Source organism: Mumia xiangluensis, from assembly GCF_010994095.1.
Lineage (GTDB): Bacteria > Actinomycetota > Actinomycetes > Propionibacteriales > Nocardioidaceae > Mumia > Mumia xiangluensis.
This window is the reverse complement of the sequence record NZ_WJYO01000002.1, coordinates 524614-549095: the sequence shown is the minus strand read 5'-3', so window position 1 is coordinate 549095 and position 24482 is coordinate 524614. Positions and strand designations below refer to the sequence as shown.

Below are 24482 nucleotides of genomic sequence, written 5' to 3'. Positions count from 1 at the left end.
CGGGTCGGCCCGTCGGGGGCGGGCTGTCAGTACTGGCGGTCGGGAAGAGCAGCCTTGGCCTGCTCCTGGTCGAAGGTCGTCTCCTCGGTGACGACGCGCTCGGGCACCTCTTCACCGGCGACGACCTTCTCGGCGAGGTCCATCAGCTGCGGGCCGAGCAAGGGGTTGCACTCGACGATGAAGTTGATCTTGCCCTCCGCCAGTGCCGTCATCCCGTCCTTCACGGCGTCGACGGTGATGATCTTGATGTCTGTCCCCGGCTTCTTCCCGGCGGCCTCGATGGCCTCGATGGCGCCGAGTCCCATGTCGTCGTTGTGGGCGTAGACGACGTCGATGTCGGGCTGGGACTTCAGGAAGGACTCCATGACCTTCTTCCCGCCGTCGCGCGTGAAGTCACCGGTCTGCGACGCCGTGACCTCGATCCTCGGGTCGGCCGCGATCTTCTCCTTGAAGCCCTCGGCCCGGTCGATCGCCGGCGCGGCGCCGGTCGTGCCCTCGAGCTGGACGACGTTGATCGTCCCGTTCTTGTCGGTGTCGGCATCGTCGGCGTTCTCGACGAGCCAGTCGCCGGCCTTCTCGCCCTCGAGGACGAAGTCCGAGCCGAGGAACGTCTCGTAGAGCGACGTGTCGTCGGAGTCGACCGAGCGGTCAGTGAGGATCACGGGGATCTTCGCCCGCTTGGCCTCCTGCAGGACAGTGTCCCAGCCTGTCTCCACCACCGGGCTGAAGGCGATCACGTCGACCTTCTGCTGGATGTAGGAGCGGATGGCCTTGATCTGGTTCTCCTGCTTCTGCTGGGCGTCGGAGAACTTGAGGGTCACGCCCTCCTCCTCAGCCGTCTCCTTGATGGACTGGGTATTGGCTGTCCGCCAACCGCTCTCTGCACCCACCTGGGCGAAGCCCATGGTGATGCTGTCGTCGTCAGACGCGTCGCTGCTGCCGCCGCTCCCGCACGCGGCGAGGCTCCCGACGAGCACGGCGCCGACGGCGGCTGCGCTCACTCTCCTGATCATGAGGTTCCTCCGTCTACGGAGCCCGGCACCGGCTCTGGTGCGGGCTGAGGGGCACAGGCGGACAACTGCTCCCCGGTCGTTCTCGCTGTGACGGGCGCCACAGTGATTGGTCAGATTGTTAACGCTCACAATTGGCGCGTCAAGATGCCTGGCACATTTTCTCGTCGGCTGCGCGAGGTGAGAGACACGGTCTTGCAGGTCGTCAAGCTGCGGGGTCTGTAGCGGTCGATCACCAGCATCTCTGCAGGTCAGAGGGGTGAGGAGCGGGACACGCCCGGATGTCGGGGCGCAGTCGACGGCCGATCGTACGGGTGAGCGGCCGCTCTCTCGACGCCGAATCGTGATCTGGCGGTCCCGTCGAAAGCCTGACCGTTTTCGGCCATTTCTGTGAGCGATCACATCCGCTTGCGATCATTGGACGCCCCCGCTGATCCTGCGGAGGCGATCGAGCGGAGCGCCAGCATCGCCGGCGCCGGTGCACGAGGTCAGCCCGCCGAGTCGACTCCGACTACTCTCGCCCCATGACGATCGCCATCGTGACCGACTCCACGGCGTCGCTGCCTCCGGAGCTGGCAGCGTCCCGGGACATCACCGTCGTGCCGCTCGAGGTCGTCATCAACAACCGCTCGTACACCGAGGGCGTCGACGTCACCTCCGCAGACCTCGCTCGCGCACTGCGGAGCGGCCGAGCCGTCAGCACGTCGCGACCGGCCCCTGAGCGGTTCTCGCGCGTGTACGCGGACCTCGCCGACCGTGGCGCCGACGCCATCGTCTCCGTCCACCTGAGCTCACGCGTCTCGGCGACGTTCGAGTCCGCGCAGATGGCGGCCCAGGAGGCCCCGGTGCCGGTGCTCTGCATCGACAGCCGCCAGGTCGGGATGGCCACCGGGTACGCCGCCCTGAGCGCCGCCGACCACCGTGACGCCGGCGCGTCGGCGGAGGACGCCGCGAAGGCCGCCCAGGTCCGGGCGGAACGGGCGACAACCTACTTCTACGTGGCGACGCTCGACCACCTGCGGCGCGGCGGCCGCATCGGCACGGCGTCGGCCCTCCTCGGCTCGGCGCTGTCGGTGAAGCCGATCCTCGGCGTCGAGGACGGGAGGGTCGTCCCGGTCGAGAAGGTACGCACCTCGGCGCGCGCCATCGGTCGCCTGGAGGAGCTGACGGCCCAGGCCGTGTCGGCCCACCCGGACGGCGTCGACGTCGCCGTCCAGCACCTCGATGCCGAGGACCAGGCTCGCGCGCTCGCCGAGCGGCTGCGCGACACCCTCGGCCTCGGTGTCGTCGACGTGATGGAGGTCGGCGCCGTCATCGGGGCCCACGTCGGCCCGGGCCTCCTCGCGGCCACGGTGTCCGGGCGCCTTCCCGCCGCCCCCTGACGACGACCGGGTCGCTGTCCCCAGGGCGACCCGTCGCGAGCTTGTCCACAGGCAGGTCGGCGAGGCGAGCGGGGCTGCGCCCGCTCGCCGTAGCGTTCCGGCGTGGACAGACGCGGAGCCGAACGGACCAGCGAGGCAGCCCTGCGACGTCTCGACCTGCTCGCCCGCGAGATCGAGCGCGAGAGGGCGATGGCCGCAGACCGCGTCCTCGCAGGCAGGCCGCGCCCTGACCACCCGTACGACGAGTCGGCCGACGACCTGGACCTGGCTGACGACGACCTGGCGGACTTGGAACTGGCTGGCCATGACCCGGCTGGCCAAGACCCGGCTGGCCAAGACCCGGCGGAGCAGGACACGGCGGAGCTCGACGAGGACGATCCTCGTGCGCTGCTCTGGCCCGAGGGTCTCCTGCCTCCGTCGGCCCTGCCCGATCGTGGTGGCTTGCAACGACGACGTACGCCGCGGCAGCCGCAGGCAGTCGAGCCTGACGCGTCGGGCGGTGTCGGCCGGTGGGGCCGTCACCGGTCGGGCTCGGCGGGTGGCGCGCCGCCTCCGCCCGGTGGTGCTCTCCCGCGTCGGCTGGCCGTCCTCGGTGAGGGCGTCACGTCGCGTCATGTCGTCGCCGTCCTGGTGATCGTTCTGGCAGCGTCGGTCGGTGTGGGGTGGTGGACCCTTCGTGCGCAACCTCGATCGGTCGTCGCCGAGCCGATGCCCTCGGCGGCGGTCGCCGGCGAGGGGACCGTCGAGAGCCCGGGCCAGCATGCGGCAACGGCCACGGCCGCTCCGGGCGCCCCGGGTGCTCCGGCGACGCAGGTGGTCGTCGACGTCGCCGGCAAGGTCCGCCGCCCGGGCATCGTCGCCCTTCCTCACGGCTCCCGGGTCGTCGACGCGCTCGACGCGGCGGGCGGTGCAAGGCGGGGCGTCGACCTCACGCCACTGAATCTCGCGCGGGTGCTCGTCGACGGTGAGCAGATCGTCGTCGGGCTCCCCGCGGTCAGCGGACTCCCCGCAGCCTCGCAGCCATCGGCCGGCGGCGGCGCCAGCGCGGCGCCGGCTGCAGCAGTCTCGCTCAACACCGCGACGATGGAGCAGCTCGACACCCTTCCCGGAGTGGGGCCGGTCACCGCGCAGGCGATCCTGGACTGGCGCACGGAGCACGGCCGGTTCACCTCCGTCGACGAGCTGCTCGAGGTCCGCGGCATCGGCGACGCGACGCTCGCTCGGCTGCGTGACCTCGTCACGCTCTGACCCGCTCGCGCGGCTGCGGCCAGCGGTGTCACGCACTGCGGCTTCTCCGGAGACGCGTCGGCAGCGCACCCACGACGGGCAGCAGAGCGACGGCGGACGGCAGAGCGACGACGGACGGCAGAGCGACGACGGACGGCAGAGCGACGGCGGGCGGCAGACCGCTGACCGCCGATCGAGCGAGCGTCCCGCCGACCTGCGGATGATCGGGCCGGCGGTCGCGGCGTGGACAGGTGCGGTCGTCGCGACCCGCTGGCAGACGTCCGCCGCACTCCTGCTCACGGCCGGTCTCGTCGTCGCAGGGATCATCGGCCACCGCGTCGTCCCCCCACTGCGCCGCCGTACCCCCTGGACGGTGCTGGTCCTCGTCCTGCTCGTCGCTGCTGTCGTGCTCGGGACGGTGAGGGCGTCGTCGCACCGGCACGGCCTCGTGGCCGACCTCGCGGCCGACGGGGCGACCGTCCACGCCCGAGCCGTCCTCACGAGTGACCCCCGCGAGATCGACGGCACGTTCGGGAGCGCGACGGTCTTCACGGCCACGCTCCGCTCGGTGGAGGCACGTGGAGCGCTCGCGACGGTTCGCGCCCCCGTCCTCGTGTGGCTGCGCGGGGAACATCCCGCGGGCGCCGTGGGCGAGACCGTCGACATCGTCGGCCGGTTGTCTCCGTCCGAGGACTCCGCGCACGCGGCGACGGTGTCGGCGTCGTCGGTCCGGGCGCGCGACGGCGGTGATCCCGCGTGGTGGTGGGACGGTGCGAGCCACGTGCGCGCAGCGGTGTCGGCATCGGTGGCGGAGAGGTCCGCCGACGTCGCCGCGCTGGTCCCCGCTCTGGTGCACGGCGACGACCACGATCTGAGCGACGAGCTCACCGAGGCGTTTCGGACGAGTGGTCTCACCCACCTCCTGGCGGTCTCCGGCACGAACCTGACCCTGCTCGTCGGCGCCCTGCTCGCGCTCGCACGACCCCTGGGCGCCGGTCCGCGCGCACGGGTCGCCCTGGCCGTGCTGGCGACAGCCGGCTTCGTCCTGCTCGCGCGGCCGGAGCCGTCGGTCGTCCGCGCTGCGGTGATGGGGCTCGTCGGTGTCGCCGGGCTGAGCACGGGTGGGCGGGCCCGAGGGGCTCGATGCCTCGCCTGGGCTGTCGTCGCCGTCGTCCTCGTCGACCCGTGGCTCGCGACGTCGGCGGGATTCCTCCTGTCGACGGTGGCGACGGGAGGGATCCTGCTGCTCGCACCGGTGTGGCGCGACGCCCTCGCGCGGTGGATGCCGCGGTGGGCGGCGGAGGCGGTCGCCGTCCCCGCCGCCGCCCAGCTCGCGTGCACTGCTCCGGTCGTGGCTCTGTCCGGCGAGGTGTCGCTCGTCGCCGTGGTCGCCAACCTGCTGGTCGCCCCCGCGGTCGGCCCCGCCACCGTGCTCGGGCTGGCCGGAGGGCTGCTCGGACTTGCCTGGCCACCGCTGGGTTCGGTCACCGGTCTCGCGACCTCCGTGCCCGCAGGGTGGATCGTGCTCGTCGGACGCCGCGCGGCGGATCTTCCGGGCGCGGCCGCCACTGTGGGCGACAGTACGGCGGTCGTCGCCGCTGCCGTCGTGGTGACCGTCGTCGTCGCGGTGACGGGGCACCGCCTGCTCCGTAGACCGGTCGCGACGTGCGTGCTCGCGGGTGCAGCCGTCGTACTGGTCGTCGCGCCGCTCAGCCCAGGTTGGCCACCGACAGGTTGGGTCATGGTGGCCTGCGACGTCGGTCAGGGCGATGCGACCGTGCTGCGGGCGGGGCCCGGGGCAGCGGTGGTGGTCGACGCAGGGCCGAATCCGGGCGCCGTGGACCGGTGCCTGCGCGACCTCGGGATCCGTGCGGTCCCCGTCCTCGTGCTGACCCACGCGCACGCCGACCACGTCGACGGCATCGGGGGAGTGGTCCGTGGCCGCGAGGTGTCGTGGATCGGTGCAGGCCCCAGCCGGCCGGCGCTCACGGGCAGGTCCGTGCGCGGCCTGACCGCCGGAGACCGGTGGGAGGTCGGTGATGTCACGCTCACCGTTCTCGCGCCGCTCGGTCCAGCGCCCGCCGTCCCCCCGAGCGACGAGTCCGCCAACGACGCCAGCGTCGTCCTCCTGGCCGAGGTGCGCGGCCGCCGCATCCTCCTCACCGGAGACGTCGAGCCGCCGGCGCAGCGGGCGCTGCACGCGGCGTACCCGTCGTTGCGTGTCGACGTGCTCAAGGTCCCGCACCACGGCAGTGCACACCAGGACGCCGCCTGGCTGACCGGGCTCGGGGCACGGTGGGCGACGGTGAGTGCGGGCGCGGACAACACGTACGGGCATCCTGCGGCGCGGACCCTCGAGCTCCTGGAGGCGGCAGGAGCGACCGTCCTTCGGACGGACCCGGGGCGTGACGTGGCCGTCGTGGTGCGCGACGGCCGGCTCGGCGGGGTGGTTCGGTGACCTGTCGCCGCGGCGTGGGATGCTGACCGCGATGGCGTCCTTGTTCAGCACCGTGCTCCTGATCACCGGTGGGGTCGAGTTCCTCACCGATCGCGCGATGCGTCGTGCCCTGGCCCAGATCCGTGACGAGGATCCCGAGGTCGCGGTCTCCGACGTCGAGGCGGCTTCGGTCGGTGCCGGCGAGCTGACGGCGCTCACGAGCCCGTCCCTCTTCTCGTCGCACAGTGCCGTCGTGGTGCGCGGCATCGAGGGTCTCGACCCGACCGCGGCCGACGAGCTCCTCTCCTACGCTGCCGCGCCGGCTGCCGACGTCGCCCTGGTGCTCACCCACGGGGGCGGGCAGAAGGGGAAGGGCGTCCTCGACAAGCTGCGCAAGCTCGCCGCTGTCCAGGAGGTCACCAGCACCGCGCCCAAGCCGTGGGAGGTCTCACGCTGGGTCGCCACCGAGGTGCGTCAGCTCGGCGCCTCGATCTCCGAGGAGGGCGCCGGCTACCTCGTCTCAGCGGTCGGCCACGACCTCCGCTCCCTCGCCGCGGCCGCGGACCAGCTCGTCGACGCGGCGACCGGCGCCGACGGCTCGCGTGCCCCGATCTCGCTCGATCTCGTCCGCCAGTACTTCGGCGGTCGCGCCGAGGTGAAGGGGTTCGACATCGCCGACGCGGCGATCGACGGTCACACCGCGCTCGCGCTCGAGCAGCTGCGGTGGGCGCTCAACAACAACGTCGCGCCGGTCCTCATCACGTCCGCGTTCGCCTCCGGGCTGCGGTCGTTGGCCCGTTACGGAGTCGCGTCGAGCAAGGGTCTGCGTGAGGCGGAGCTCGCCCGGGAGGTCGGCGCTCCGCCGTTCCGGCTCAAGCGGCTGCGGGCTCAGCTCCGGGGCTGGGACAGTACCGGCATCTCGGTCGCGATCGGCGCCGTCGCGCGTGCCGACCTCGACGTCAAGGGCGCGGCCGACCCCGAGTACGCCCTCGAGCGCATGGTGCTGACCGTCACTGGCGCCCGCACCGAGTAGCCGCTCACGACGCAACAACGGCACCTCCCGTCGGGAGGTGCCGTTGTGATGCGGAAGTCAGGCGCTCAGAGAGCGGCAGCCTTCTTCGCGATGGACGACTTGCGGTTCGCTGCCTGGTTCTTGTGGATGACGCCCTTGGACGCCGCCTTGTCCAGCTTGCGGTTCGCTGCCTTCGCGAACTCCTTGGCGTCGTCGTTGTTGCCGGCGTCGACGGCCTCGGTGAAGCGGCGAACGGCGGTCTTCAGCTCGGAACGCACAGCCTTGTTGCGCTCGCGGGCAATCTCGTTCTGCCGGTTGCGCTTGATCTGCGACTTGATGTTTGCCACGGGGCAAGCCTCGTTGTTCTGTCGAAGTGGATTGGGTGCGCGCGCGGACACGAGCACGCGACCACCCACTGTATCAGCGCCCGCTCAGACAGCCAAAACGGCCTGGAGACGGGGGAAGAGCCTGTGATTGTGCTGCGAGCAGGCGGGGTCAGACCGCGCGGACGGGCACGATCCGGTAGCCGAGCGGGACCAGGGAGATCGGGACCATCTTGAAGTTGGCCAGCCCGAGCGGGATGCCGATGATCGTGATGCAGAGAGCGACGCCGCTGACCAGGTGCGCCAGCGCCAGCCACCACCCGGCGAGCACGATCCAGATCACGTTGCCGATCATCGACATGACACCCGCGGTCGGGTGCGGCTCGATCGTGCGGCCGAACGGCCAGAGCGCGTACGACGCGATCCGGAACGACGCGATGCCCCACGGGATGCCGATGATCGTGATGCACAGAAGGATCCCGGCGAGCGCGTAGCCGATCGCGAGCCAGATCCCGCTGAGCACCAGCCAGATGATGTTGAGGATCACGTTCACGCCGCCATGCTAGGCCCGGCAGGCCGCGGCGGCCTGCGACCGCCGTACGCGTTCGGGATGCTGGGCCCGCCATGGGAGGATGGGAGGCACCATGGCCAAGACCTCACCCGCCTCGTCGGCGCCCGCGCCGGGCACGACCGATCCGGCGATCCTCCGCAACTTCTGCATCATCGCCCACATCGACCACGGCAAGTCGACGCTGGCCGACCGGATGCTGCAGCACACCGGGGTCGTCGACGACCGTTCGATGCGCGCCCAGTACCTCGACCGCATGGACATCGAGCGCGAGCGCGGCATCACGATCAAGAGCCAGGCGGTGCGCCTCCCGTTCACGAAGTCGACCGGCGACGACGCCGGCACGACGTACGTCCTCAACCTCATCGACACGCCCGGCCACGTCGACTTCACCTACGAGGTGAGCCGCAGCCTGGCCGCGTGCGAGGGCGCGATCCTGCTGGTCGACGCCGCGCAGGGCATCGAGGCGCAGACGCTGGCCAACCTCTATCTCGCGCTCGACGCCGAGCTCCACGTGATCCCGGTGCTCAACAAGATCGACCTGCCGAGCGCCCAGGTGGAGAAGTTCGCCGAGGAGCTCGCACACCTGGTCGGCTGCGAGCCCGACGAGGTCCTGCGGGTGTCGGCCAAGACCGGTGTCGGCGTGGAGGACGTGCTCAACGCGGTCGTGGACCAGATCCCGGCCCCCGTCGGCGACCCCGACGTGTCGCCGCGCGCGATGATCTTCGACTCCGTGTACGACACGTACCGCGGCGTCGTCACGTACGTCCGGGTGGTCGACGGCTCGCTCTCGCACCGCGACAAGATCAAGATGCTCTCGACCGGCGCGGTGCACGAGATGCTCGAGGTCGGGGTGATCTCGCCGGAGCCGACGAAGGCCGACCGGATCGGCGTCGGCGAGGTGGGCTACCTCATCACCGGCGTGAAGGAGGTCCGCCAGTCCCGGGTCGGCGACACCGTCACGTCGGCGAACAAGCCCGCGACCCAGCCGCTGGGCGGCTACCGCCACCCGAACCCGATGGTGTTCGCCGGGCTCTTCCCGATGGACGGCGACGACTACCCGACGTTGCGCGACGCGCTCGACAAGCTCCAGCTGAACGACGCCGCGTTGCAGTACGAGCCAGAGACCTCCGACGCTCTCGGTTTCGGGTTCCGCATCGGATTCCTCGGACTCCTGCACATGGAGATCGTGCGCGAGCGCCTCGAGCGCGAGTTCAACCTCGACCTGATCTCGACGACGCCGAACGTCGTCTACCGCGTCCTCATGGAGGACGGCAGCGAGCACCGCGTCACGAACCCCAGCGAGTACCCGACCGGCAAGATCAACGAGGTGTACGAGCCGGTGGTGCGGGCGACGGTGCTCACGCCGACCGACTACATCGGGCCGGTCATGGAGCTGTGCCAGACGCGCCGCGGCACGCTGCTCGGCATGGACTACCTGTCGTCCGACCGGGTGGAGATCCGCTACACGATCCCGCTCGCCGAGATCGTGTTCGACTTCTTCGACAACCTCAAGAGCCGCACCAAGGGCTACGCGTCGCTGGACTACGAGACCACCGGTGAGCAGGCGGCCGACCTCGTCAAGGTCGACATCCTCCTCCAGGGCGACCCCGTCGACGCGTTCAGCGCGATCGTGCACCGTGACAACGCCTACAGCTACGGCGTCGCGCTGGCCCAGAAGCTCAAGGAGCTCATCCCGCGCCAGCAGTTCGAGGTCCCGATCCAGGCCGCGATCGGTGCTCGGGTCATCGCCCGGGAGACCATCCGCGCGATCCGCAAGGACGTGCTCGCCAAGTGCTACGGCGGCGACATCAGCCGTAAGCGCAAGCTGCTCGAGAAGCAGAAGGAAGGCAAGAAGCGGATGAAGATGGTCGGCCGTGTCGAGGTGCCGCAGGAGGCGTTCGTCGCCGCGCTGTCGACCGGCGACTCGGGGGACAAGGGCAAGAAGTAGGGCGGTCCCGTGAGGTCGGCTACGCGTGCAGACGTCGAGGCGATCCGCGAGATCGAGCGCCTGGCGGACGAGCGGTTCCGCGACCTGGGCCTCGGCTTCGTCGCCGACGGCGAGCCGACGTCGTACGAGGTTGTTGCCGCGGCGGTCGATCGCGGTACGGCGTGGGTCGAGGTGGACGGCGTCGGTACGCCGATCGCCTTCGCGACCGTCGACGTCCTGGATGGCTGCGCGCACCTCGAGCAGCTCTCGGTGATCCCGGCGCACGGGCGGCGGGGGGTCGGTACGGCGCTGGTCGGCGCTGTCGAGGAGTGGGCACTCTGCCGGGGACTGGGCGTCGTCACGCTGACGACGTTCGCCGACGTGCCGTGGAATGCGCCGTACTACCGGCGCCTGGGCTTCGAGGTGGTGCCCGAGACGCGCTGGACCCCCGGGGTGCGTGAGCGCATTGCCGAGGAGACGGCGTTCTTCGACCCGTGGCGGCGTGTCGTGATGGCGAAAGCCCTGGTCTGACGCGCTGCGCGCCGGCTGCCGGCCGGCGATTACGCTTCGCGGCATGGGTGCGTACGTCGAGTCGGTCAACACCGGGCGGATCCGTGAGGTCCCGTGGGGCTCGCTGCGACGCAGCGCGATCGACAAGCGCCCCGTCGAGGGCGCGGTCGCGGTGACGCCGTACGGGTTGGCGGGCGACGAGATCGCCGACCTCAGGCACCACGGCGGTCTTGACCAGGCGGTCTACGCCTACGCTGCCGAGGACCTGGAGGCCTGGGCGAGCGAGCTCGGCCGCGAGCTCCGTCACGGGCAGTTCGGCGAGAACCTCACGACGCGCGGCGTCGACGTCACCGGCTCGAGGATCGGTGAGCGCTGGCGGGTCGGTACGACGCTGCTGGAGGTCTGCTCGGTGCGGACCCCGTGCCGGGTGTTCGCCGGCTTCCTCGACGAGCAGCGTTGGGCCAGGCGGTTCACCGAGCGTGGCGTCCCCGGCGCCTACCTCCGCGTCGTCGAGCCGGGGGACCTCTCTGCTGGGGACGCGATCGACGTCGTCGACGTCCCGGCCCACGACGTGACCGTCGGGATGGTGTTCCGCGCGCTGACGACCGAGCGGACGTTGCTCCCGCGTCTGCTGGAGGCGCCCGCAGTCGCTGCGGAGGCCCGTGAGAAGGCCGAGCGGTACGTCGCTGCAGAGGCCTAGGACGTCACTTTCGAGCCCGATCGGGTTGCGTGCTACAACCGTTTCCTGAAGCCCGGAATCTCTAGGGGTACTGATCGGTAACGATTGTCTGCAGGGGTGTGCCGGTGGTCACAACCATCGCGTACGATTCCGCTAATCCGTGATCCCTGTCACGACCAGAAATCCCCCAGCGATGAGGTGCACCACTGATGGCCAACGCCCCGACGCCCGAGCAGCTGCAGACGATCGAGTCTCGTGCCAAGAACGTCGGCGAGATGTTCTTCGCCCGGGTCCGCGAGACCCCCAACCGTGAGGCCTACCGTTACCCCGTCGGCGAGAACTGGCGCTCGCTCACCTGGGGCGAGACCGGTTCGGTCGTCTCCCGCATCGCCGCCGGCCTGATCTCGCTCGGCATAGAGCCCGAGGAGCGGGTCGCGATCGCGTCCGGCACCCGATACGAGTGGATCCTCGCCGACCTCGGCATCATGGCGGCCAGCGGTGCGACCACCACGGTCTACCCGACGACGGTCACCGACGACGTCGCCTACATCCTGGCCGACTCGGCCAGCCGTGTCGTGTTCGCTGAGGACGCCACGCAGCTCGCGAAGCTGCAGGAGAAGCGCAGCGAGCTTCCCGAGGTCATCAAGGTGGTGCTCTTCGACGGCGAGGACGACAGCGACTGGGTCATCACGCTCGCCGAGCTCGAGCAGCTGGGCGAGAAGGTCCTCGCCGAGCAGCCGACCATCATCGAGGACCGCGTCGCCGCGACGCCGCCCGAGCAGCTGGCGACGCTGATCTACACCTCTGGCACGACCGGCCGTCCCAAGGGCGTCCGCCTGACGCACGACTCCTGGACGTACGAGGGCGCCGCCGTCGCCGCCGGCGGCTACATCACGATCGACGACCTCCAGTACCTCTGGCTCCCGATGGCGCACTCGTTCGGCAAGGTGCTGCTCTCGACCCAGCTCCAGGTCGGCTTCGCGACCGCGGTGGACGGCACCATCCCCAAGATCGTCGACAACCTCGCCGTGGTGAAGCCGACCTTCATGGGTGCCGCCCCGCGCATCTTCGAGAAGGCGTACGGCCGCATCGTCGGGATGATGGAGGAGGAGGGCGGCGTCAAGCTCAAGCTCTTCACCTGGGCGACGAAGGTCGCCGGCCAGGTCAAGGCGCTCGAGCGCGAGGGCAAGAAGGTCCCGGCGGGCCTCGCCTTCCAGTACAAGCTCGGCGACAAGATCGTCCTCTCCAAGGTGCGCGAGCGCTTCGGCGGACGCGTGCGCTTCTTCATCTCCGGCGCCTCGGCGCTGTCGCAGGAGGTCGCCGAGTGGTTCGAGGCCGCCGGCATCCTCATCCTCGAGGGCTACGGCCTGACCGAGAGCGCAGCCGGCTCGTTCGTCAACCACCCCGACGAGTACAAGCTGGGCACGGTCGGCCTGCCGATGCCGGGCACCGAGGTCAAGATCGCCGAGGACGGCGAGATCCTGATCAAGGGTCCTGGCGTCATGCAGGGCTACCACAACCTCGAGAGCGAGTCCGCCTCCACGATCACCGAGGACGGGTGGCTCGCCACCGGTGACATCGGTCAGATCGACGAGGACGGCTACCTCAAGATCACCGACCGCAAGAAGGACCTCTTCAAGACGTCCGGCGGCAAGTACGTCGCTCCGTCGCACGTCGAGGGCATCTTCAAGGGCGTCTGCCCGCTGGCGAGCCAGATGATCGTCCACGGCAACAACCGCAACTTCGTGACGGCGCTCATCACGATCGATCCCGACGCTGCTGCGCTGTTCGCCGAGGGCCACGGCCTGAGCGGCAAGTCGTACGCCGAGATCGTCACGTCGCCGGAGATGCAGAAGGCGATCGCCGGCTACGTGGACGAGCTCAACTCCAAGCTCAACCGCTGGGAGACCGTCAAGAAGTGGAAGGTGCTCGACCGCGACCTGTCGGTCGAGGAGGGCGAGATCACCCCGAGCCTCAAGCTCAAGCGCAAGTTCGTCGAAGGCAAGTACGCCGCGATCCTCGACGAGTTCTACGCCGGAGCCTGACCAGCCGTACGCACGAAGGGGTCGCATCCCGTCCGGGATGCGGCCCCTTCGCACGTCTCCGAGGGCCGTGCCCGCGCGGCTGGGCGTGGGTCGACGTTTGCCACGCCCGCACCGCAATGACCCGCCACGCACCGCATATTTGCGGTGCTTGAACCCCATTTGCGGTGCAAGCGTGGCAAACGCGAGGGGCGCCGGGCGCCTGCGTGGCTAGGGCAGGAGGCGGCGTACGACGGCGTCAGCGAGCAGGCGGCCCTGCACGGTGAGGACGACGGCTCCGGCATCGACCGGCGCCGACTCGACGAGCCCTTCCGTGACGAGCCCGGGAACGGCGGCGCGCCCCGCTGCGTCCAGGCGGGTGAGCGGCATCCCGTCCCGCAGCCGTGACTCGAGCAGCACCTGCTCGACCCGGCGCGTCTCGGTGTCGAGGATCTCGCGGCCGTGCCCGGGGGAGCGGCCTTCGGCGAGCCGCGACGCGTACGCCGCGGGGTGCTTCACATTCCACCAGCGCGTCCCGGCGACGTGGCTGTGCGCTCCTGGCCCGAAACCCCACCAGTCGGCTCCGGTCCAGTAGAGCTCGTTGTGGCGGCAGCGCGCGGCGTCGTCGCGGGCCCAGTTCGACAGCTCGTACCAGCCGAGCCCGGCCGCGCCGAGCCGCGCGTCGGCCGCGGCGTACATGTCGGCCATCAGGTCGTCGTCCGGGGCGGCGATCTCGCCGCGTGAGACCCGGCGAGCCAGCGCCGTACCGTCCTCGACGATCAGGGCGTAGGCGCTGACGTGGTCGGGGCCGAGCGCGAGCGCCGTGTCCAGCGAGCGCTCCCAGTCCGCCAGCGACTCGCCCGGCGTCCCGTAGATCAGGTCGACGCTCACCTGCACGAAGCCCGCCTCGCGCGCCCAGCGGACCACGTCCGGCAGCCGGGCGGGATCGTGCGTGCGATCGAGCGTCGCGAGCACCTCCGGCACGGCTGACTGCATGCCGTACGAGATCCGGGTGAACCCGCGCGAGCGAAGGACGGCGAGCGACTCGGGTGTCACGCTGTCCGGGTTGGCCTCGGTCGTGGCCTCGTACCCGGCAGCGAGCCCGAAGGTCTTGCCGATCCCGTCGAGGATGCGGCCGAGGTCGTCGGACGCGAGCAGGGTCGGGGTGCCGCCGCCGACGAACACGGTCTCCACCTGCGGCAGGGGGCGGTCGGCTCGCTCGAGCACGCGAGCTGCCAGCGCGATCTCGGTCAGCACCGTGTCGGCGTACGACTCGTGCGAGGCGCCGGGGCCCAGCTCGGAGGACGTGTAGGTGTTGAAGTCGCAGTAGCCGCACCGGGTGACGCAGAACGGGACGTGGACGTACGCCCCGAAGGGCGCGTCACCGAGTGCGTCCAGGGAGGCGGTGGGGAGCGAGCCGTCGGTGGGCACGGGATCCCCGTCGGGCAGCGTGGACGGCATGCGTCCAGTGTCGCAGGGGCGTTCCAACGGCTCTTGCGAGCAGGGCTGCTCCGTCCTATAGTGCTATTCAAGTAGCACATTAGGAGTATCCATGATCGAGTTCCATCTCGACTCCCGGTCGGGCGTCTCCGCGTACCTGCAGCTGGTGCAGCAGGTACGCCGCGCGCTCCGCCTCGGACTGCTCTCCGAGGGCGACCAGCTCCCGACGGTCAAGGACGTCGCGCGTCAGCTCGCGATCAACCCCAACACCGTGCTGAAGGCCTATCGCGACCTCGAGCGTGACGGCCTCGTCGCCCCGCGCCCGGGAGTCGGCACCTTCGTCACCCGGACCCTCACCGACAACACGCTGGCGGCGCACGGCCCGCTGCGTACCGACCTCCAGCGCTGGCTGTCCAAGGCTCGGCGCGCCGGCCTCGACGACGAGAGCATCGAGGCGCTGTTCATGACCACCTTTCGTGCCGCCTCCGAGGAGGACATCGCATGACCACAGCACTGAGAACGCATGAGCTCGGCAAGCGGTACGGCCGAAGTCGTCACTGGGCCCTGAAGGACTGCACGCTCGACCTCCCGACCGGCCGTGTCGTGGGTCTCGTCGGCCCGAACGGCGCCGGCAAGAGCACGTTGCTCGGCCTCGCCGCCGGCATGCTCGTCCCCACCGCGGGCCGCATCGACGTGCTGGGCGAGGCGCCGAGCTCCGGCAGCGAGCACCTGGCGCGCGTCGGCTTCGTGAGTCAGGACGCGCCGACCTATCGCGGGATGAGCGTCGCCGACCACCTCCGGCTCGGCGCGCACCTCAACCCCCGGTGGGACGACGCGCTGGTCCGCGAGCGGATCGACCGGCTCGGCATCGATCCGAGCCGCCGCACCGGCAGCCTGTCAGGAGGCCAGCGCGCCCAGATCGCGCTCACGATGGCCATCGGCAAGCGGCCGGAGCTGCTGATCCTCGACGAACCGGTCGCCGCGCTCGATCCGCTGGCACGGCGCGAGTTCATGCAGGACCTGATGGAAGCCGTCGCCGAGCAGGACCTCACCGTCGTCCTGTCCTCCCACCTCGTCTCCGACCTCGAGCGGGCCTGCGACTACCTCGTGGTGCTGGTCGACTCGCAGGTCCGGGTCGCGGGCGACCTCGAGGAGCTGCTGGCGTCGCACCGTCGCATGACAGGTGCGCGCCGCCCGTCCGACGTGGGGCCGGCAGGCCACCACGTCGTGACGGCGAGCCACACCGACAGACAGAGCACCTTCGTCGTCCGCACCGGCGGACCCCTGGTCGACCCGTCCTGGGACGCGACCCCGCTCGGGCTCGAGGATCTCGTGCTCGCCTACCTGCGCGGCGACGCCTCGTACGAGCGTCCGCGCCCGACCGTCGAGGTGGTCCGATGATCTGGCTCACGTGGCGCCAGCTGCGCCTTCAGGCAGTCCCGGTCGCGGCGGCCGTCGCCCTGCTGCTCGTGGCGCTGGCCGTCACCGGCCCGTCGCTGGTGGATGCGGCGGAGGACGGCGCGAGATCGTTCCTCACCGGACTGAGCGCCGACACGTTCAAGGTCACGCTCTACTACGCGGGCATCGCGACGGCGTACGCCCTGCCGCTCGTGGTGGGCGCGTTCTGGGGAGCCCCGATGGTGGCGCGCGAGCTCGAGGCGCGGACGCACCGGCTCGTGTGGAGCCAGTCGGTCACTCGGACGCGCTGGCTCGCGTTCAAGCTCCTCGGCGCGGCCGCTGTCACCGCGACGGTGGCGGGCCTGCTGTCGTGGGCGCTGACGTGGTGGGCCGGCCCCATCGAGCGTGCGATCGCGGCCGGCGAGGGGACGGGACCCTTCATGGTGTCGCGTATCGAGCCGGCGCTCTTCGGCGCTCGGGGCACCGTTCCTGTCGCGTACGCGCTGCTGGCGCTCGCGTTCGGCGTGCTGGCCGGTCTCGTGATCCGGCGTACGGTCGCGGCGATGGCGGTGACCCTCGTGCTCGTCGTCGCCACCCAGCTGCTCGTCGTGAGCATGGTGCGCTCCCAGCTCGCCGAGCCCGAGACCATCACGACGCCCATCACCGAGGAGAATCTCGTGGGGCTGATGATCAGCGGCGACGCGGACACCATCGAGAACGTGATGCAGATCCAGGTCGACACGGCCGAGACGGGTGAGTGGGAGCTGTCCAACCTCACGCTCGACGCCGACGGAGAACGGATGCGGACGCTGCCCGCCTGGGTGGCCGACTGCGGTGGGCCGCCGCCGGGGGAGAGAGCTCAGGCAGGGGCGCGGGAGGCGTGCTTCGAGCGGCTGGCGGACGAGGGCTACGAGCAGCAGGTCACCTTCCACCCCACCAGCAGCTTCTGGACGTTGCAGTGGCGGGAGTCGGCGTTGCTCCTCGTGCTGGCGCTCGGGCTCGGAGGCCTCTGCTTCTGGCGGATCCGCGGGGATGCCCCGTAGGTCGTGATCGGCGTCTCGACCAGCGGGCTCAGCGCGTGACGAAGTCGATCAGCTCCTCGACCCGTCCGAGCAGCGCCGGCTCGAGGTCGGCGTACGAGCGGACGGAGCCGAGGATGCGCTTCCACGCGTGGGCGATGTCGGCCTGGTTGCGGTGCGGCCAGCCGAGCGCCTGGCAGATGCCGTGCTTCCACGACATGCTGCGGGGGATCACCGGCCACTCAGCGAGGCCGAGGCGTTCCGGCTTCACGCCCTGCCAGATGTCGACGTACGGGTGTCCGACGACGAGGACGTGCTCCTTGTACGGGCCTCGCAGGACCGATGCCGCGATCCGTGACTCCTTGGAGCCGGGGACGAGGTGGTCCACCAGCACGCCCAGATCGCGCCCCGGACCGGGCTTGAACTGCGCCACCACCGACGGCAGGTCGTCCACGCCTTCGAGGTACTCGACGGCAACCCCCTCGACCCGCAGGTCGTCGCCCCACACCTTCTCGACGAGCTCGGCGTCGTGGCGGCCCTCGACGTAGATCCGGCTGGCTCGGGCGACCCGCGCCGGCGCGTCGGGGACGGCGACCGAACCTGACGCGGTGTGCGTCGGGCGGGCGGGAGCGGCACGGCGTACGGGTGCGTTGAGGACCACCGGCTTGCCCTCCAGGAGGAAGCCGGGGCCGAGCAGGAACGTACGGCGCTTGCCGCGGCGGTCCTCGAGGTCGACCGTCCCGAGATCCCGGTCTGTGCGGATGATCGCGCCGCAGAAGTCGGTCTCGACCTCCTCGACGACCATGCCGATCTCGGCCTCCACCTCGGTGGAGCGCCCGCGCTTCGGCACGCGCCAGTCGCCGGACAGGACGTCGGATCCATATCGGTCATGAGCCACGAGCAGCAAACTAGCGGGTGAGACACCTCGGGGCGGCGGCCACACGCCGCTGGAGCGGCTGGCTAGACTGGCACTCAGGGCGCGTGAGTGCCAGAGGACCACGTTGGCGAGGAGGGACCGTGGCAGAGGTCGTGCTCGACGAGCGCAAGCTGGCCGTGCTGCGCGCCATCGTCGAGGACTACGTCGCGACGCAGGAGCCGGTCGGTTCCCGCGCGCTGGTCGACCGTCACTCGCTCGGCGTCTCGCCGGCGACGGTGCGCAACGACATGGCGATCCTCGAGGAGCACGGGTTCATCGCCCAGCCGCACACCAGCGCCGGCAGGATCCCGACGGACAAGGGCTACCGGCTGTTCGTCGACCGGCTGGCGTCCGTGCGCCGCCTGAGCACGCCCGAGCGTCGCGCCATCGAGTCCTTCCTCGACGGTGCCGTCGACGTCGACGACGTCGTGCAGCGCAGCGTGCGCCTGCTGTCACAGCTCACCCACCAGGTCGCGCTCGTCCAGTACCCCACCCTGACCCGCTCCACGGTCCGCCACGTCGAGCTGGTGCCGATGGAGCGTGGCCGCATCCTCGTGGTGCTCATCACCTCCTCGGGACGCGTCGACCAGCGCATCGTGGAGCTCCCCGAGGAGCCGACCGACCTGCTGCTCGCCGAGCTGCGTGGCAAGGTCATCGGCGCCGCGGTCGGACAACGCCTGCCGGACGCGTCCGCCGGCGTCGCCGATCTCATCACCACGTTCCGCCCCGAGGAGCAGCCGATCGCCACCGCGGTCGTCGCCACCTTGACCCGGGCATTCTCCGACGAGCGCGCGGACGAGCGCGTCGCCGTCGGTGGCGCTGCCAACCTCGCACGCTTCGGTGCCGACTTCGACACGTCGATCAAGCCGGTTCTCGAGGCGCTCGAGGAGCACGTGGTGCTGCTCAAGCTCCTCGGCGAGGCGACCTCGCCGAGCATGCTGACCGTCCGCATCGGCGCGGAGGTCCCGTACGAGGAGCTCTCGGCGACCTCGCTCGTCGCCACCCCCTACGGCAGCAGCGCCGAGCCGCTCGCCACCCTCGGGGTCGTCGGCCCCACCCGCATGGACTACCCCGGCACGATGGCGGCGGTTCGCGCCGTCGCCCGTTACGTCGGCCAGACCCTCAGCGACTGAGAGACAGACAAGGACGCATGAGTACGAGGAACCGCAGCGGAGGTACGCCGAAGTACGAGGTGTGCCGCAGCGAGGTCCCGCAGTGCGCATGCAAAGGAAGCGGAGAATGAGCCAGGACTACTACGAGATTCTCGGTGTCAGCCGTGACGCGAGCCCCGAGGAGATCAAGAAGGCGTACCGCAAGCTGGCGCGCGCGCTGCACCCGGACGTCAACCCCGATCCCGAGGCGCAGGAGCGGTTCAAGACCGTCACCGTCGCGTACGAGGTGCTCTCGGACCCCGAGAAGCGATCGTTCTACGACCGTGGCGGCGACCCGCTGAGCAACGCGGGCGGCGGTGGGTTCGGTGCCGGCTTCTCGTTCAGCGACATCATGGACGCGTTCTTCGGCCAGCAGACGCAGCGCGGCCCCCGCGGCCGTACGCGCCGGGGCAACGACGCGCTCATCCGCATCAGCGTCACGCTCGCCGAGGCGGCGTTCGGCACGACGCGCGAGCTCAAGGTCGACACCGCGGTCGTCTGCGCGACGTGCCACGGCAACGGGTCCGCCGACGGCGCCGAGCCGGTGACCTGCCAGACGTGCCGCGGCCGCGGTGAGGTCCAGCACGTCCAGCGCTCGTTCCTCGGTGACATCCGCACGGCACGCCAGTGCCCGACCTGCCAGGGCTTCGGCAGCGTCATCGTCAACCCGTGCGAGGAGTGTGCGGGTGACGGCCGCGTCCGCAGTCGCCGCACGCTGACCATCAAGGTCCCCGGCGGCGTCGACACCGGCACCCGCATCCAGCTCACGGGCGAGGGCGAGGTCGGCCCTGGCGGTGGCCCGGCCGCCGACCTGTACGTCGAGGTCGAGGTCGAGCCCCACGACGTCTACACCCGCTCGGACGACGACCTGTACTGCGACGTGCGGGTCCCGATGACCGCCGCGGCGCTCGGCACCCAGATCGACCTGCCGACGCTCGAGGCCGACACCGGTGTCGACGCGGCCGACGCGACGATCGCCTTCGACATCGCACCGGGCACGCAGTCCGGCGAGACGGTCACGATCCGTGGTCGCGGCGTCCCGCACCTGCGCGGCGTCGGTCGTGGAGACCTCCTCGTACGCGTCGTCGTGGAGACTCCGACCAAGCTCGACGAGCGCCAGCGCGAGCTGCTCGGCCAGCTGGCGACCGAGCGCGGTGAGGAACGGGTCGAGGCGGAGTTCGCGGCCCCGCACCGCGGGGTCTTCGGCCGTATCCGGGACGCTTTCCGCTGATCGTGGCGACCGAGGGACGCGTACGACGGGGGTGGGCGCTGAATCACGCTCGCACCGTGTCCCTGGTCCCGCCTACGATGGAGGGGTCCGTACGACGTGAAGGAGAACTGCCTCCTCGGGGGCGCCGATGAGTACACCTGAACCGCTGCAGCACACCGTGACGATCCCGGCGAGCATCCCGATGGTCTCGTTGCTCGGTCCCGCGGACGAGTTCCTCCGCCTGGTCGAGTCGAGTTTCGACGCCGACATCCATGTCCGGGGCAACCAGGTCACGATCCGCGCGACGGCCGCAGAGTCGGCCCTGGTCGAGCGTCTCCTCGAGGAGCTCGTCACGATGATCCGCACGGGTCAAGGTCTGACGACCGAGACCATCGAGCGGAGCATCACCATCCTGCGGACCGAGACCGAGGAGCGCCCGGCCGATGTGCTGAGCCTCAACATCCTGTCCAACCGCGGCCGGACGATCCGCCCGAAGACGCTGAACCAGAAGCGCTACGTCGACGCGATCGACAAGCACACCATCGTCTTCGGCATCGGTCCCGCCGGCACCGGCAAGACGTACCTCGCGATGGCCAAGGCCGTGCAGGCCCTGCAGGCCAAGGACGTCACCCGGATCATCCTGACGCGTCCGGCGGTCGAGGCCGGCGAGAACCTCGGCTTCCTGCCCGGCACGCTGAGCGAGAAGATCGACCCCTACCTGCGCCCGCTGTACGACGCGCTGCACGACATGCTCGACCCCGAGACGATCCCCAAGCTGCTCGCGGCGGGGACGATCGAGGTCGCGCCGCTGGCCTACATGCGTGGCCGCACGCTCAACGACGCGTTCATCATCCTCGACGAGGCCCAGAACACCTCGCCCGAGCAGATGAAGATGTTCCTCACCCGGCTCGGGTTCGGCTCCAAGATGGTCGTCACGGGCGACATCACCCAGATCGACCTCCCGGGCGGTCAACGCAGCGGCCTCCGCGTCGTACGCGAGATCCTCGACGGGGTGCGCGACATCTCGTTCCCGCAGCTGACGTCGGCCGACGTCGTCCGGCACAAGCTGGTCGGGCGGATCGTGGCCGCGTACGACGAGTACGAGGGCGAGGGCGAGGGGCATGAACGTCGACGTTCTCGATGAGTCGAGCTACCTCGACCCCGACGGGGCCGCCGTCGACGTGGCGCGGTTGACCCGCCTGGCCCAGTTCGTCATGGAGGAGATGCGGCTGGCTCCGGCGACGGAGATGACGATGATCGTCGTCGACCCGCCCACGATGACCGAGTACAACGAGAAGTGGATGGACAAGAAGGGCCCCACCGACGTCCTGTCCTTCCCGATGGACGAGCTCCGTCCCGGCACCGACGAGCTCGAGGCCGAGGAGGGCTACCTCGGCGACATGGTGCTCTGCCCGGAGGTCGCGCAGAAGGACGCCGAGTCCGAGGGTCTGGTCCTGCGTGACCACCTCGAGCTGCTGACGACGCACGGCATCCTCCACCTGCTCGGCTACGACCACGCCGAGCCGGAGGAGCACCAGGAGATGTTCGCCCTGCAGGACGAGCTGCTGCGCCGGTGGCGCGACGGCGGCTCCGACCGACACGCCTCGGCGGGGGCTGGGTCCCGATGACCGTCGACGTGTGGCTCACCGGGACGGCGATCGTCCTGGTCTTCCTCGCGGGTCTGCTCGCCAGTGCTGACGCCGCACTCTCGACGTTCTCGAAGGCGCGCGCCGACGAGCTGGTCGCCGAGGGGCGCTCGGGTGCGACGAAGGTGGCGGCGATCGTCCGCGATCCCGCCCCGTACATCAACACCGCTCTCCTGCTGCGCATCCTGTCCGAGACCGGCGCGGTCGTGATGGTCGCCGTGGTCTTCGTGCACGCCTTCGCCGGACAGTGGCTGCAGGTCGTGCTCGCGACGCTCGTCATGACCGTCGTCTCGTTCGTCGCGATCGGCGTCGGCCCTCGCACGCTCGGCCGCCAGAACTCCGAGCGCGTCGCGCTGGTGTCCGCAGCACCGCTGGCGGCGATCACCCGCATCCTCGGCCCGGTGCCGCGCCTGCTCATCCTCATCGGCAACGCGCTGACTCCGGGCAGAGGCTTCCGCGAGGGGCCGTTCTCGTCGGAGGCCGAGCTGCGCGAGATGGTGGACCTCGCTGAGCAGAGCGCTCTGATCGAGTCGGGCGAGCGCCAGATGATCCACTCCGTGTTCGAGCTCGGCGACACCGTCGTGCGCGAGGTGATGGTCCCGCGCACCGACGTCGTGTTCGTCGAGCGCACCAAAAAGCTGCGGCAGGCGATGTCTCTTGCGCTGCGCAGCGGCTACTCCCGCATTCCTGTGACGGGCGACAGCCTCGACGACGTCGTCGGCATGGCGTACCTCAAGGACATCACCAAGCGCGTCTTCGACAACCGGGAGTCCGAGGCGACCGAGCGGGTCGAGTCCGTCATGCGTCCCTGCCTCTACGTTCCCGACTCGAAGCCCGCAGCGGACCTGCTCCGTGAGATGCAGGCCCACCGCACCCACGTCGCGATCGTCGTCGACGAGTACGGCGGCACCGCCGGCATGGTCACGATCGAGGACATCCTCGAGGAGATCGTCGGCGAGATCACCGACGAGTACGACGCCCCGCCGGACGACGTCGAGCACCTGGCCAACGGCTCCGTGCGCATCAGCGCCCGCTACGACGTCGACGACCTGCAGGAGCTCTTCGGGGTTCCGATCGAGGACGACGACGTCGACTCCGTCGGCGGGCTGATGGCCAAGCACCTCGGCAAGGTCCCGATCGCGGGGAGCGAGCTGTCGCTCGACGGCCTGCGCTTCGTCGCGGAGGCGCCGATCGGCCGTCGCAACCGCATCGGCAGCGTGCTGGTCAGCCGCGAGCACCTCGACGGCGGCTCGGAGCACTCGGTCGGCGCGTCGGCGTCGCACTGATGACCGCCGATACCCTGGACCGCATGGCACCCGAACCCATCAGCGTCGACGACCCCGAGGACCGCAAGATCCTGACCCTGGCCCGCGCCACGCGCGCCCGCACCCGTGCGGCCGAAGGCGCCTCGGTCCGCGACCGCGACGGCCGGACCTACGCCGCGGCGACGGTGGAGCTCCCGACGCTGCGGCTGTCCGCACTGAGCCTGGCGGTCGCGATGGCGGTGTCGTCGGGTGCGACCGGGCTCGAGGCGGCTGCCGTGAGCACCGAGGCCGACGCCGTCAGCGAGGACGACCGGCAGGTCATCCGTGACTTCTCCGGCGCCGGAGTTCCGGTGCTCCTCGCCGACACGCACGGCGTCGCGGTTGCGCGGGTGGAGGCGTGAGCGGCTTCAGGTCGGGCTTCGCCTGCTTCGTCGGTCGGCCGAACGCCGGCAAGTCGACGCTGACGAACGCCCTGGTCGGGGAGAAGGTCGCGATCACGTCGTCGCGGCCCCAGACCACGCGCCACGCGATCCGTGGCCTCGTGCACACCCCCGACGCCCAGCTGATCCTGATCGACACGCCTGGGCTCCACCGTCCGCGGACGTTGCTCGGTGAGCGTCTGAACGACCTCGTCCGCAGCACGTGGGCGGAGGTCGACGTCGTCGGCGTGTGCCTCCCGGCGGACCAGAAGATCGGCCCCGGCGACCGCTATCTCATCGGCGAGCTCGCGAAGATCCGGCGGATGCCGATGATCGCGCTCGCCACGAAGACCGACAAGGTCGCTCCAGACCGGCTCGTCGAGCATCTCGCCGAGATCGCGGCCACCGGCGACGAGCTCGGGGTCGAGTGGAAGCACGTCGTCCCGGTGTCGGCGAAGTCCGGTTATCAGGTCGAGCACCTGCGCGACCTGCTGATCGCCGAGCTGCCGGAGGGGGTCGCGCTCTACCCCGACGGCCAGCTGACCGACGAGCCGGAGGAGACGCTGGTCGCCGAGGTGATCCGCGAGGCGTCGCTCGAGGGCGTGCGCGACGAGCTGCCGCACTCGATCGCCGTGGTGATCGAGGAGATGGTTCCTCGCGAGGACCGCCCCGAGGACAAGCCGCTCGTCGATGTCCGCGCGGTGATCTTCGTGGAGCGCGACAGCCAGAAGGGCATCGTGATCGGCAAGGGCGGGTCACGGCTCCGTCAGATCGGGTCGGACTCGCGCGGCCAGATCGAGCGGATCCTCGGCACGCCGGTCTTCCTCGACCTGCGGGTCAAGGTGGCCAAGGACTGGCAGCGCGATCCCAAGCAGCTGCGCCGCCTCGGCTTCTAGCGGGCCACTCGCCAGGAAGCGAC

At 70.5% G+C, this 24482-nt stretch carries 23 protein-coding genes; 18 read left to right on the top strand and 5 right to left on the bottom strand.

The features are described 5' to 3' along the window. Nucleotides 1-26 precede the first annotated feature (26 nt). Nucleotides 27-1001, bottom strand: a complete 975-nt coding sequence (locus GH747_RS08790) for an ABC transporter substrate-binding protein (RefSeq protein WP_228552846.1) — start codon at nt 999-1001, stop codon at nt 27-29. A 533-nt stretch (nt 1002-1534) separates the two neighbouring features. Here GH747_RS08790 and GH747_RS08785 point away from each other — a divergent pair. From GH747_RS08785 to holA, 4 genes are all read left to right on the top strand, one after another. Continuing rightward, the gene (locus GH747_RS08785) at nt 1535-2392 is read left to right on the top strand and encodes a DegV family protein (protein ID WP_149769188.1); all 858 of its coding nucleotides are present in this window, start codon (nt 1535-1537) and stop codon (nt 2390-2392) included. A 102-nt stretch (nt 2393-2494) separates the two neighbouring features. Continuing rightward, complete coding sequence (locus GH747_RS22240) at nt 2495-3640, top strand: ComEA family DNA-binding protein (RefSeq protein ID WP_228552845.1); 1146 nt, start codon at nt 2495-2497, stop codon at nt 3638-3640. Further along, entirely contained in the window at nt 3621-6077 is a 2457-nt protein-coding gene (locus tag GH747_RS08775; RefSeq protein WP_149769187.1) for a ComEC/Rec2 family competence protein, read from the top strand. Before GH747_RS22240 ends, GH747_RS08775 begins: the two co-directional genes overlap by 20 nt. After that, on the top strand, nt 6025-7089 hold the full coding sequence (gene holA / locus GH747_RS08770) for a DNA polymerase III subunit delta (RefSeq protein ID WP_228552844.1): 1065 nt from the start codon (nt 6025-6027) through the stop codon (nt 7087-7089). Before GH747_RS08775 ends, holA begins: the two co-directional genes overlap by 53 nt. Before the next feature lie 65 nt (nt 7090-7154). Here the strand turns inward: holA and rpsT are convergent, their stop codons facing one another. Both rpsT and GH747_RS08760 read right to left on the bottom strand, forming a co-directional pair. After that, entirely contained in the window at nt 7155-7415 is a 261-nt protein-coding gene (rpsT, locus tag GH747_RS08765) for a 30S ribosomal protein S20 (RefSeq protein ID WP_149769186.1), read from the bottom strand. 148 nt (nt 7416-7563) lie between these two features. Then, complete coding sequence (locus tag GH747_RS08760; protein WP_149769185.1) at nt 7564-7944, bottom strand: YccF domain-containing protein; 381 nt, start codon at nt 7942-7944, stop codon at nt 7564-7566. A 91-nt stretch (nt 7945-8035) separates the two neighbouring features. Between GH747_RS08760 and lepA the strand changes: the two genes are divergently transcribed. The 4 genes from lepA (at nt 8036) to GH747_RS08740 (ending at nt 13123) form a co-directional block, all read left to right on the top strand. Continuing rightward, nucleotides 8036-9910 carry a translation elongation factor 4 gene (lepA, locus tag GH747_RS08755; protein WP_149769184.1) on the top strand — a complete coding sequence of 625 codons (1875 nt, stop codon included), beginning with the start codon at nt 8036-8038 and terminating at the stop codon, nt 9908-9910. Between the two features lie 9 nt (nt 9911-9919). Further along, the gene (locus GH747_RS08750) at nt 9920-10420 is read left to right on the top strand and encodes a GNAT family N-acetyltransferase (protein WP_149769183.1); all 501 of its coding nucleotides are present in this window, start codon (nt 9920-9922) and stop codon (nt 10418-10420) included. Between the two features lie 43 nt (nt 10421-10463). Then, nucleotides 10464-11099: an MOSC domain-containing protein gene (locus GH747_RS08745; RefSeq protein WP_149769182.1), complete on the top strand. Its 636-nt coding sequence runs from the start codon at nt 10464-10466 to the stop codon at nt 11097-11099. A gap of 188 nt (nt 11100-11287) precedes the next feature. Continuing rightward, a complete protein-coding gene (locus GH747_RS08740; protein ID WP_149769181.1) occupies nt 11288-13123 on the top strand; it encodes an AMP-dependent synthetase/ligase in 1836 nt (611 codons plus the stop codon). A gap of 207 nt (nt 13124-13330) precedes the next feature. On the opposite strand, the gene hemW is transcribed toward GH747_RS08740, so the two are convergent. Then, a complete protein-coding gene (gene hemW / locus GH747_RS08735) occupies nt 13331-14560 on the bottom strand; it encodes a radical SAM family heme chaperone HemW (RefSeq protein ID WP_149769180.1) in 1230 nt (409 codons plus the stop codon). A 91-nt stretch (nt 14561-14651) separates the two neighbouring features. Here hemW and GH747_RS08730 point away from each other — a divergent pair, with 91 nt between their 5' ends. Genes GH747_RS08730 through GH747_RS08720 form a run of 3 tightly spaced genes read left to right on the top strand, consistent with a single transcriptional unit; the run spans nt 14652 to nt 16980 of the window. Next, nucleotides 14652-15044: a GntR family transcriptional regulator gene (locus tag GH747_RS08730; protein WP_149769179.1), complete on the top strand. Its 393-nt coding sequence runs from the start codon at nt 14652-14654 to the stop codon at nt 15042-15044. Further along, nucleotides 15041-15940 carry an ABC transporter ATP-binding protein gene (locus GH747_RS08725; protein WP_149769178.1) on the top strand — a complete coding sequence of 300 codons (900 nt, stop codon included), beginning with the start codon at nt 15041-15043 and terminating at the stop codon, nt 15938-15940. The genes GH747_RS08730 and GH747_RS08725 overlap by 4 nt, the downstream gene beginning before the upstream one ends. After that, on the top strand, nt 15937-16980 hold the full coding sequence (locus GH747_RS08720; RefSeq protein WP_149769177.1) for an ABC transporter permease subunit: 1044 nt from the start codon (nt 15937-15939) through the stop codon (nt 16978-16980). Before GH747_RS08725 ends, GH747_RS08720 begins: the two co-directional genes overlap by 4 nt. A gap of 28 nt (nt 16981-17008) precedes the next feature. On the opposite strand, the gene GH747_RS08715 is transcribed toward GH747_RS08720, so the two are convergent. Next, nucleotides 17009-17860: a DUF3097 domain-containing protein gene (locus tag GH747_RS08715; RefSeq protein ID WP_205602881.1), complete on the bottom strand. Its 852-nt coding sequence runs from the start codon at nt 17858-17860 to the stop codon at nt 17009-17011. A gap of 125 nt (nt 17861-17985) precedes the next feature. On the opposite strand from GH747_RS08715, the gene hrcA reads away from it, so the two are divergent. From hrcA to era, 7 genes are all read left to right on the top strand, one after another. Further along, nucleotides 17986-19005 carry a heat-inducible transcriptional repressor HrcA gene (gene hrcA / locus GH747_RS08710; protein WP_149769506.1) on the top strand — a complete coding sequence of 340 codons (1020 nt, stop codon included), beginning with the start codon at nt 17986-17988 and terminating at the stop codon, nt 19003-19005. Nucleotides 19006-19111: 106 nt separating this feature from the next. Further along, a complete protein-coding gene (gene dnaJ / locus GH747_RS08705; RefSeq protein ID WP_149769175.1) occupies nt 19112-20254 on the top strand; it encodes a molecular chaperone DnaJ in 1143 nt (380 codons plus the stop codon). Nucleotides 20255-20381: 127 nt separating this feature from the next. Then, entirely contained in the window at nt 20382-21377 is a 996-nt protein-coding gene (locus GH747_RS08700) for a PhoH family protein (protein WP_149769174.1), read from the top strand. Then, on the top strand, nt 21355-21861 hold the full coding sequence (ybeY, locus tag GH747_RS08695; protein ID WP_149769173.1) for an rRNA maturation RNase YbeY: 507 nt from the start codon (nt 21355-21357) through the stop codon (nt 21859-21861). Before GH747_RS08700 ends, ybeY begins: the two co-directional genes overlap by 23 nt. Further along, the gene (locus GH747_RS08690; RefSeq protein WP_149769172.1) at nt 21858-23165 is read left to right on the top strand and encodes a hemolysin family protein; all 1308 of its coding nucleotides are present in this window, start codon (nt 21858-21860) and stop codon (nt 23163-23165) included. Before ybeY ends, GH747_RS08690 begins: the two co-directional genes overlap by 4 nt. A 23-nt stretch (nt 23166-23188) precedes the next feature. Further along, nucleotides 23189-23545 (top strand): cytidine deaminase, encoded by a 357-nt coding sequence (locus tag GH747_RS08685; RefSeq protein WP_149769171.1) that lies wholly within the window; start codon nt 23189-23191, stop codon nt 23543-23545. Continuing rightward, entirely contained in the window at nt 23542-24459 is a 918-nt protein-coding gene (era, locus tag GH747_RS08680) for a GTPase Era (RefSeq protein ID WP_149769170.1), read from the top strand. The genes GH747_RS08685 and era overlap by 4 nt, the downstream gene beginning before the upstream one ends. Nucleotides 24460-24482: the final 23 nt, after the last annotated feature.

Bases quoted from the DNA above. Each gene is read 5' to 3' on its own strand.
- GH747_RS08785 (WP_149769188.1), top strand. From the start codon at position 1,535: ATGACGATCGCCATCGTGACCGACTCCACGGCGTCGCTGCCTCCGGAG.
- lepA (WP_149769184.1), top strand. From the start codon at position 8,036: ATGGCCAAGACCTCACCCGCCTCGTCGGCGCCCGCGCCGGGCACGACC.
- GH747_RS08745 (WP_149769182.1), top strand. From the start codon at position 10,464: ATGGGTGCGTACGTCGAGTCGGTCAACACCGGGCGGATCCGTGAGGTC.
- GH747_RS08740 (WP_149769181.1), top strand. From the start codon at position 11,288: ATGGCCAACGCCCCGACGCCCGAGCAGCTGCAGACGATCGAGTCTCGT.
- hemW (WP_149769180.1), bottom strand. From the start codon at position 14,560: ATGCCGTCCACGCTGCCCGACGGGGATCCCGTGCCCACCGACGGCTCG.
- GH747_RS08730 (WP_149769179.1), top strand. From the start codon at position 14,652: ATGATCGAGTTCCATCTCGACTCCCGGTCGGGCGTCTCCGCGTACCTG.
- GH747_RS08725 (WP_149769178.1), top strand. From the start codon at position 15,041: ATGACCACAGCACTGAGAACGCATGAGCTCGGCAAGCGGTACGGCCGA.
- GH747_RS08720 (WP_149769177.1), top strand. From the start codon at position 15,937: ATGATCTGGCTCACGTGGCGCCAGCTGCGCCTTCAGGCAGTCCCGGTC.
- dnaJ (WP_149769175.1), top strand. From the start codon at position 19,112: ATGAGCCAGGACTACTACGAGATTCTCGGTGTCAGCCGTGACGCGAGC.
- GH747_RS08700 (WP_149769174.1), top strand. From the start codon at position 20,382: ATGAGTACACCTGAACCGCTGCAGCACACCGTGACGATCCCGGCGAGC.
- ybeY (WP_149769173.1), top strand. From the start codon at position 21,355: ATGAACGTCGACGTTCTCGATGAGTCGAGCTACCTCGACCCCGACGGG.
- GH747_RS08690 (WP_149769172.1), top strand. From the start codon at position 21,858: ATGACCGTCGACGTGTGGCTCACCGGGACGGCGATCGTCCTGGTCTTC.
- GH747_RS08685 (WP_149769171.1), top strand. From the start codon at position 23,189: ATGGCACCCGAACCCATCAGCGTCGACGACCCCGAGGACCGCAAGATC.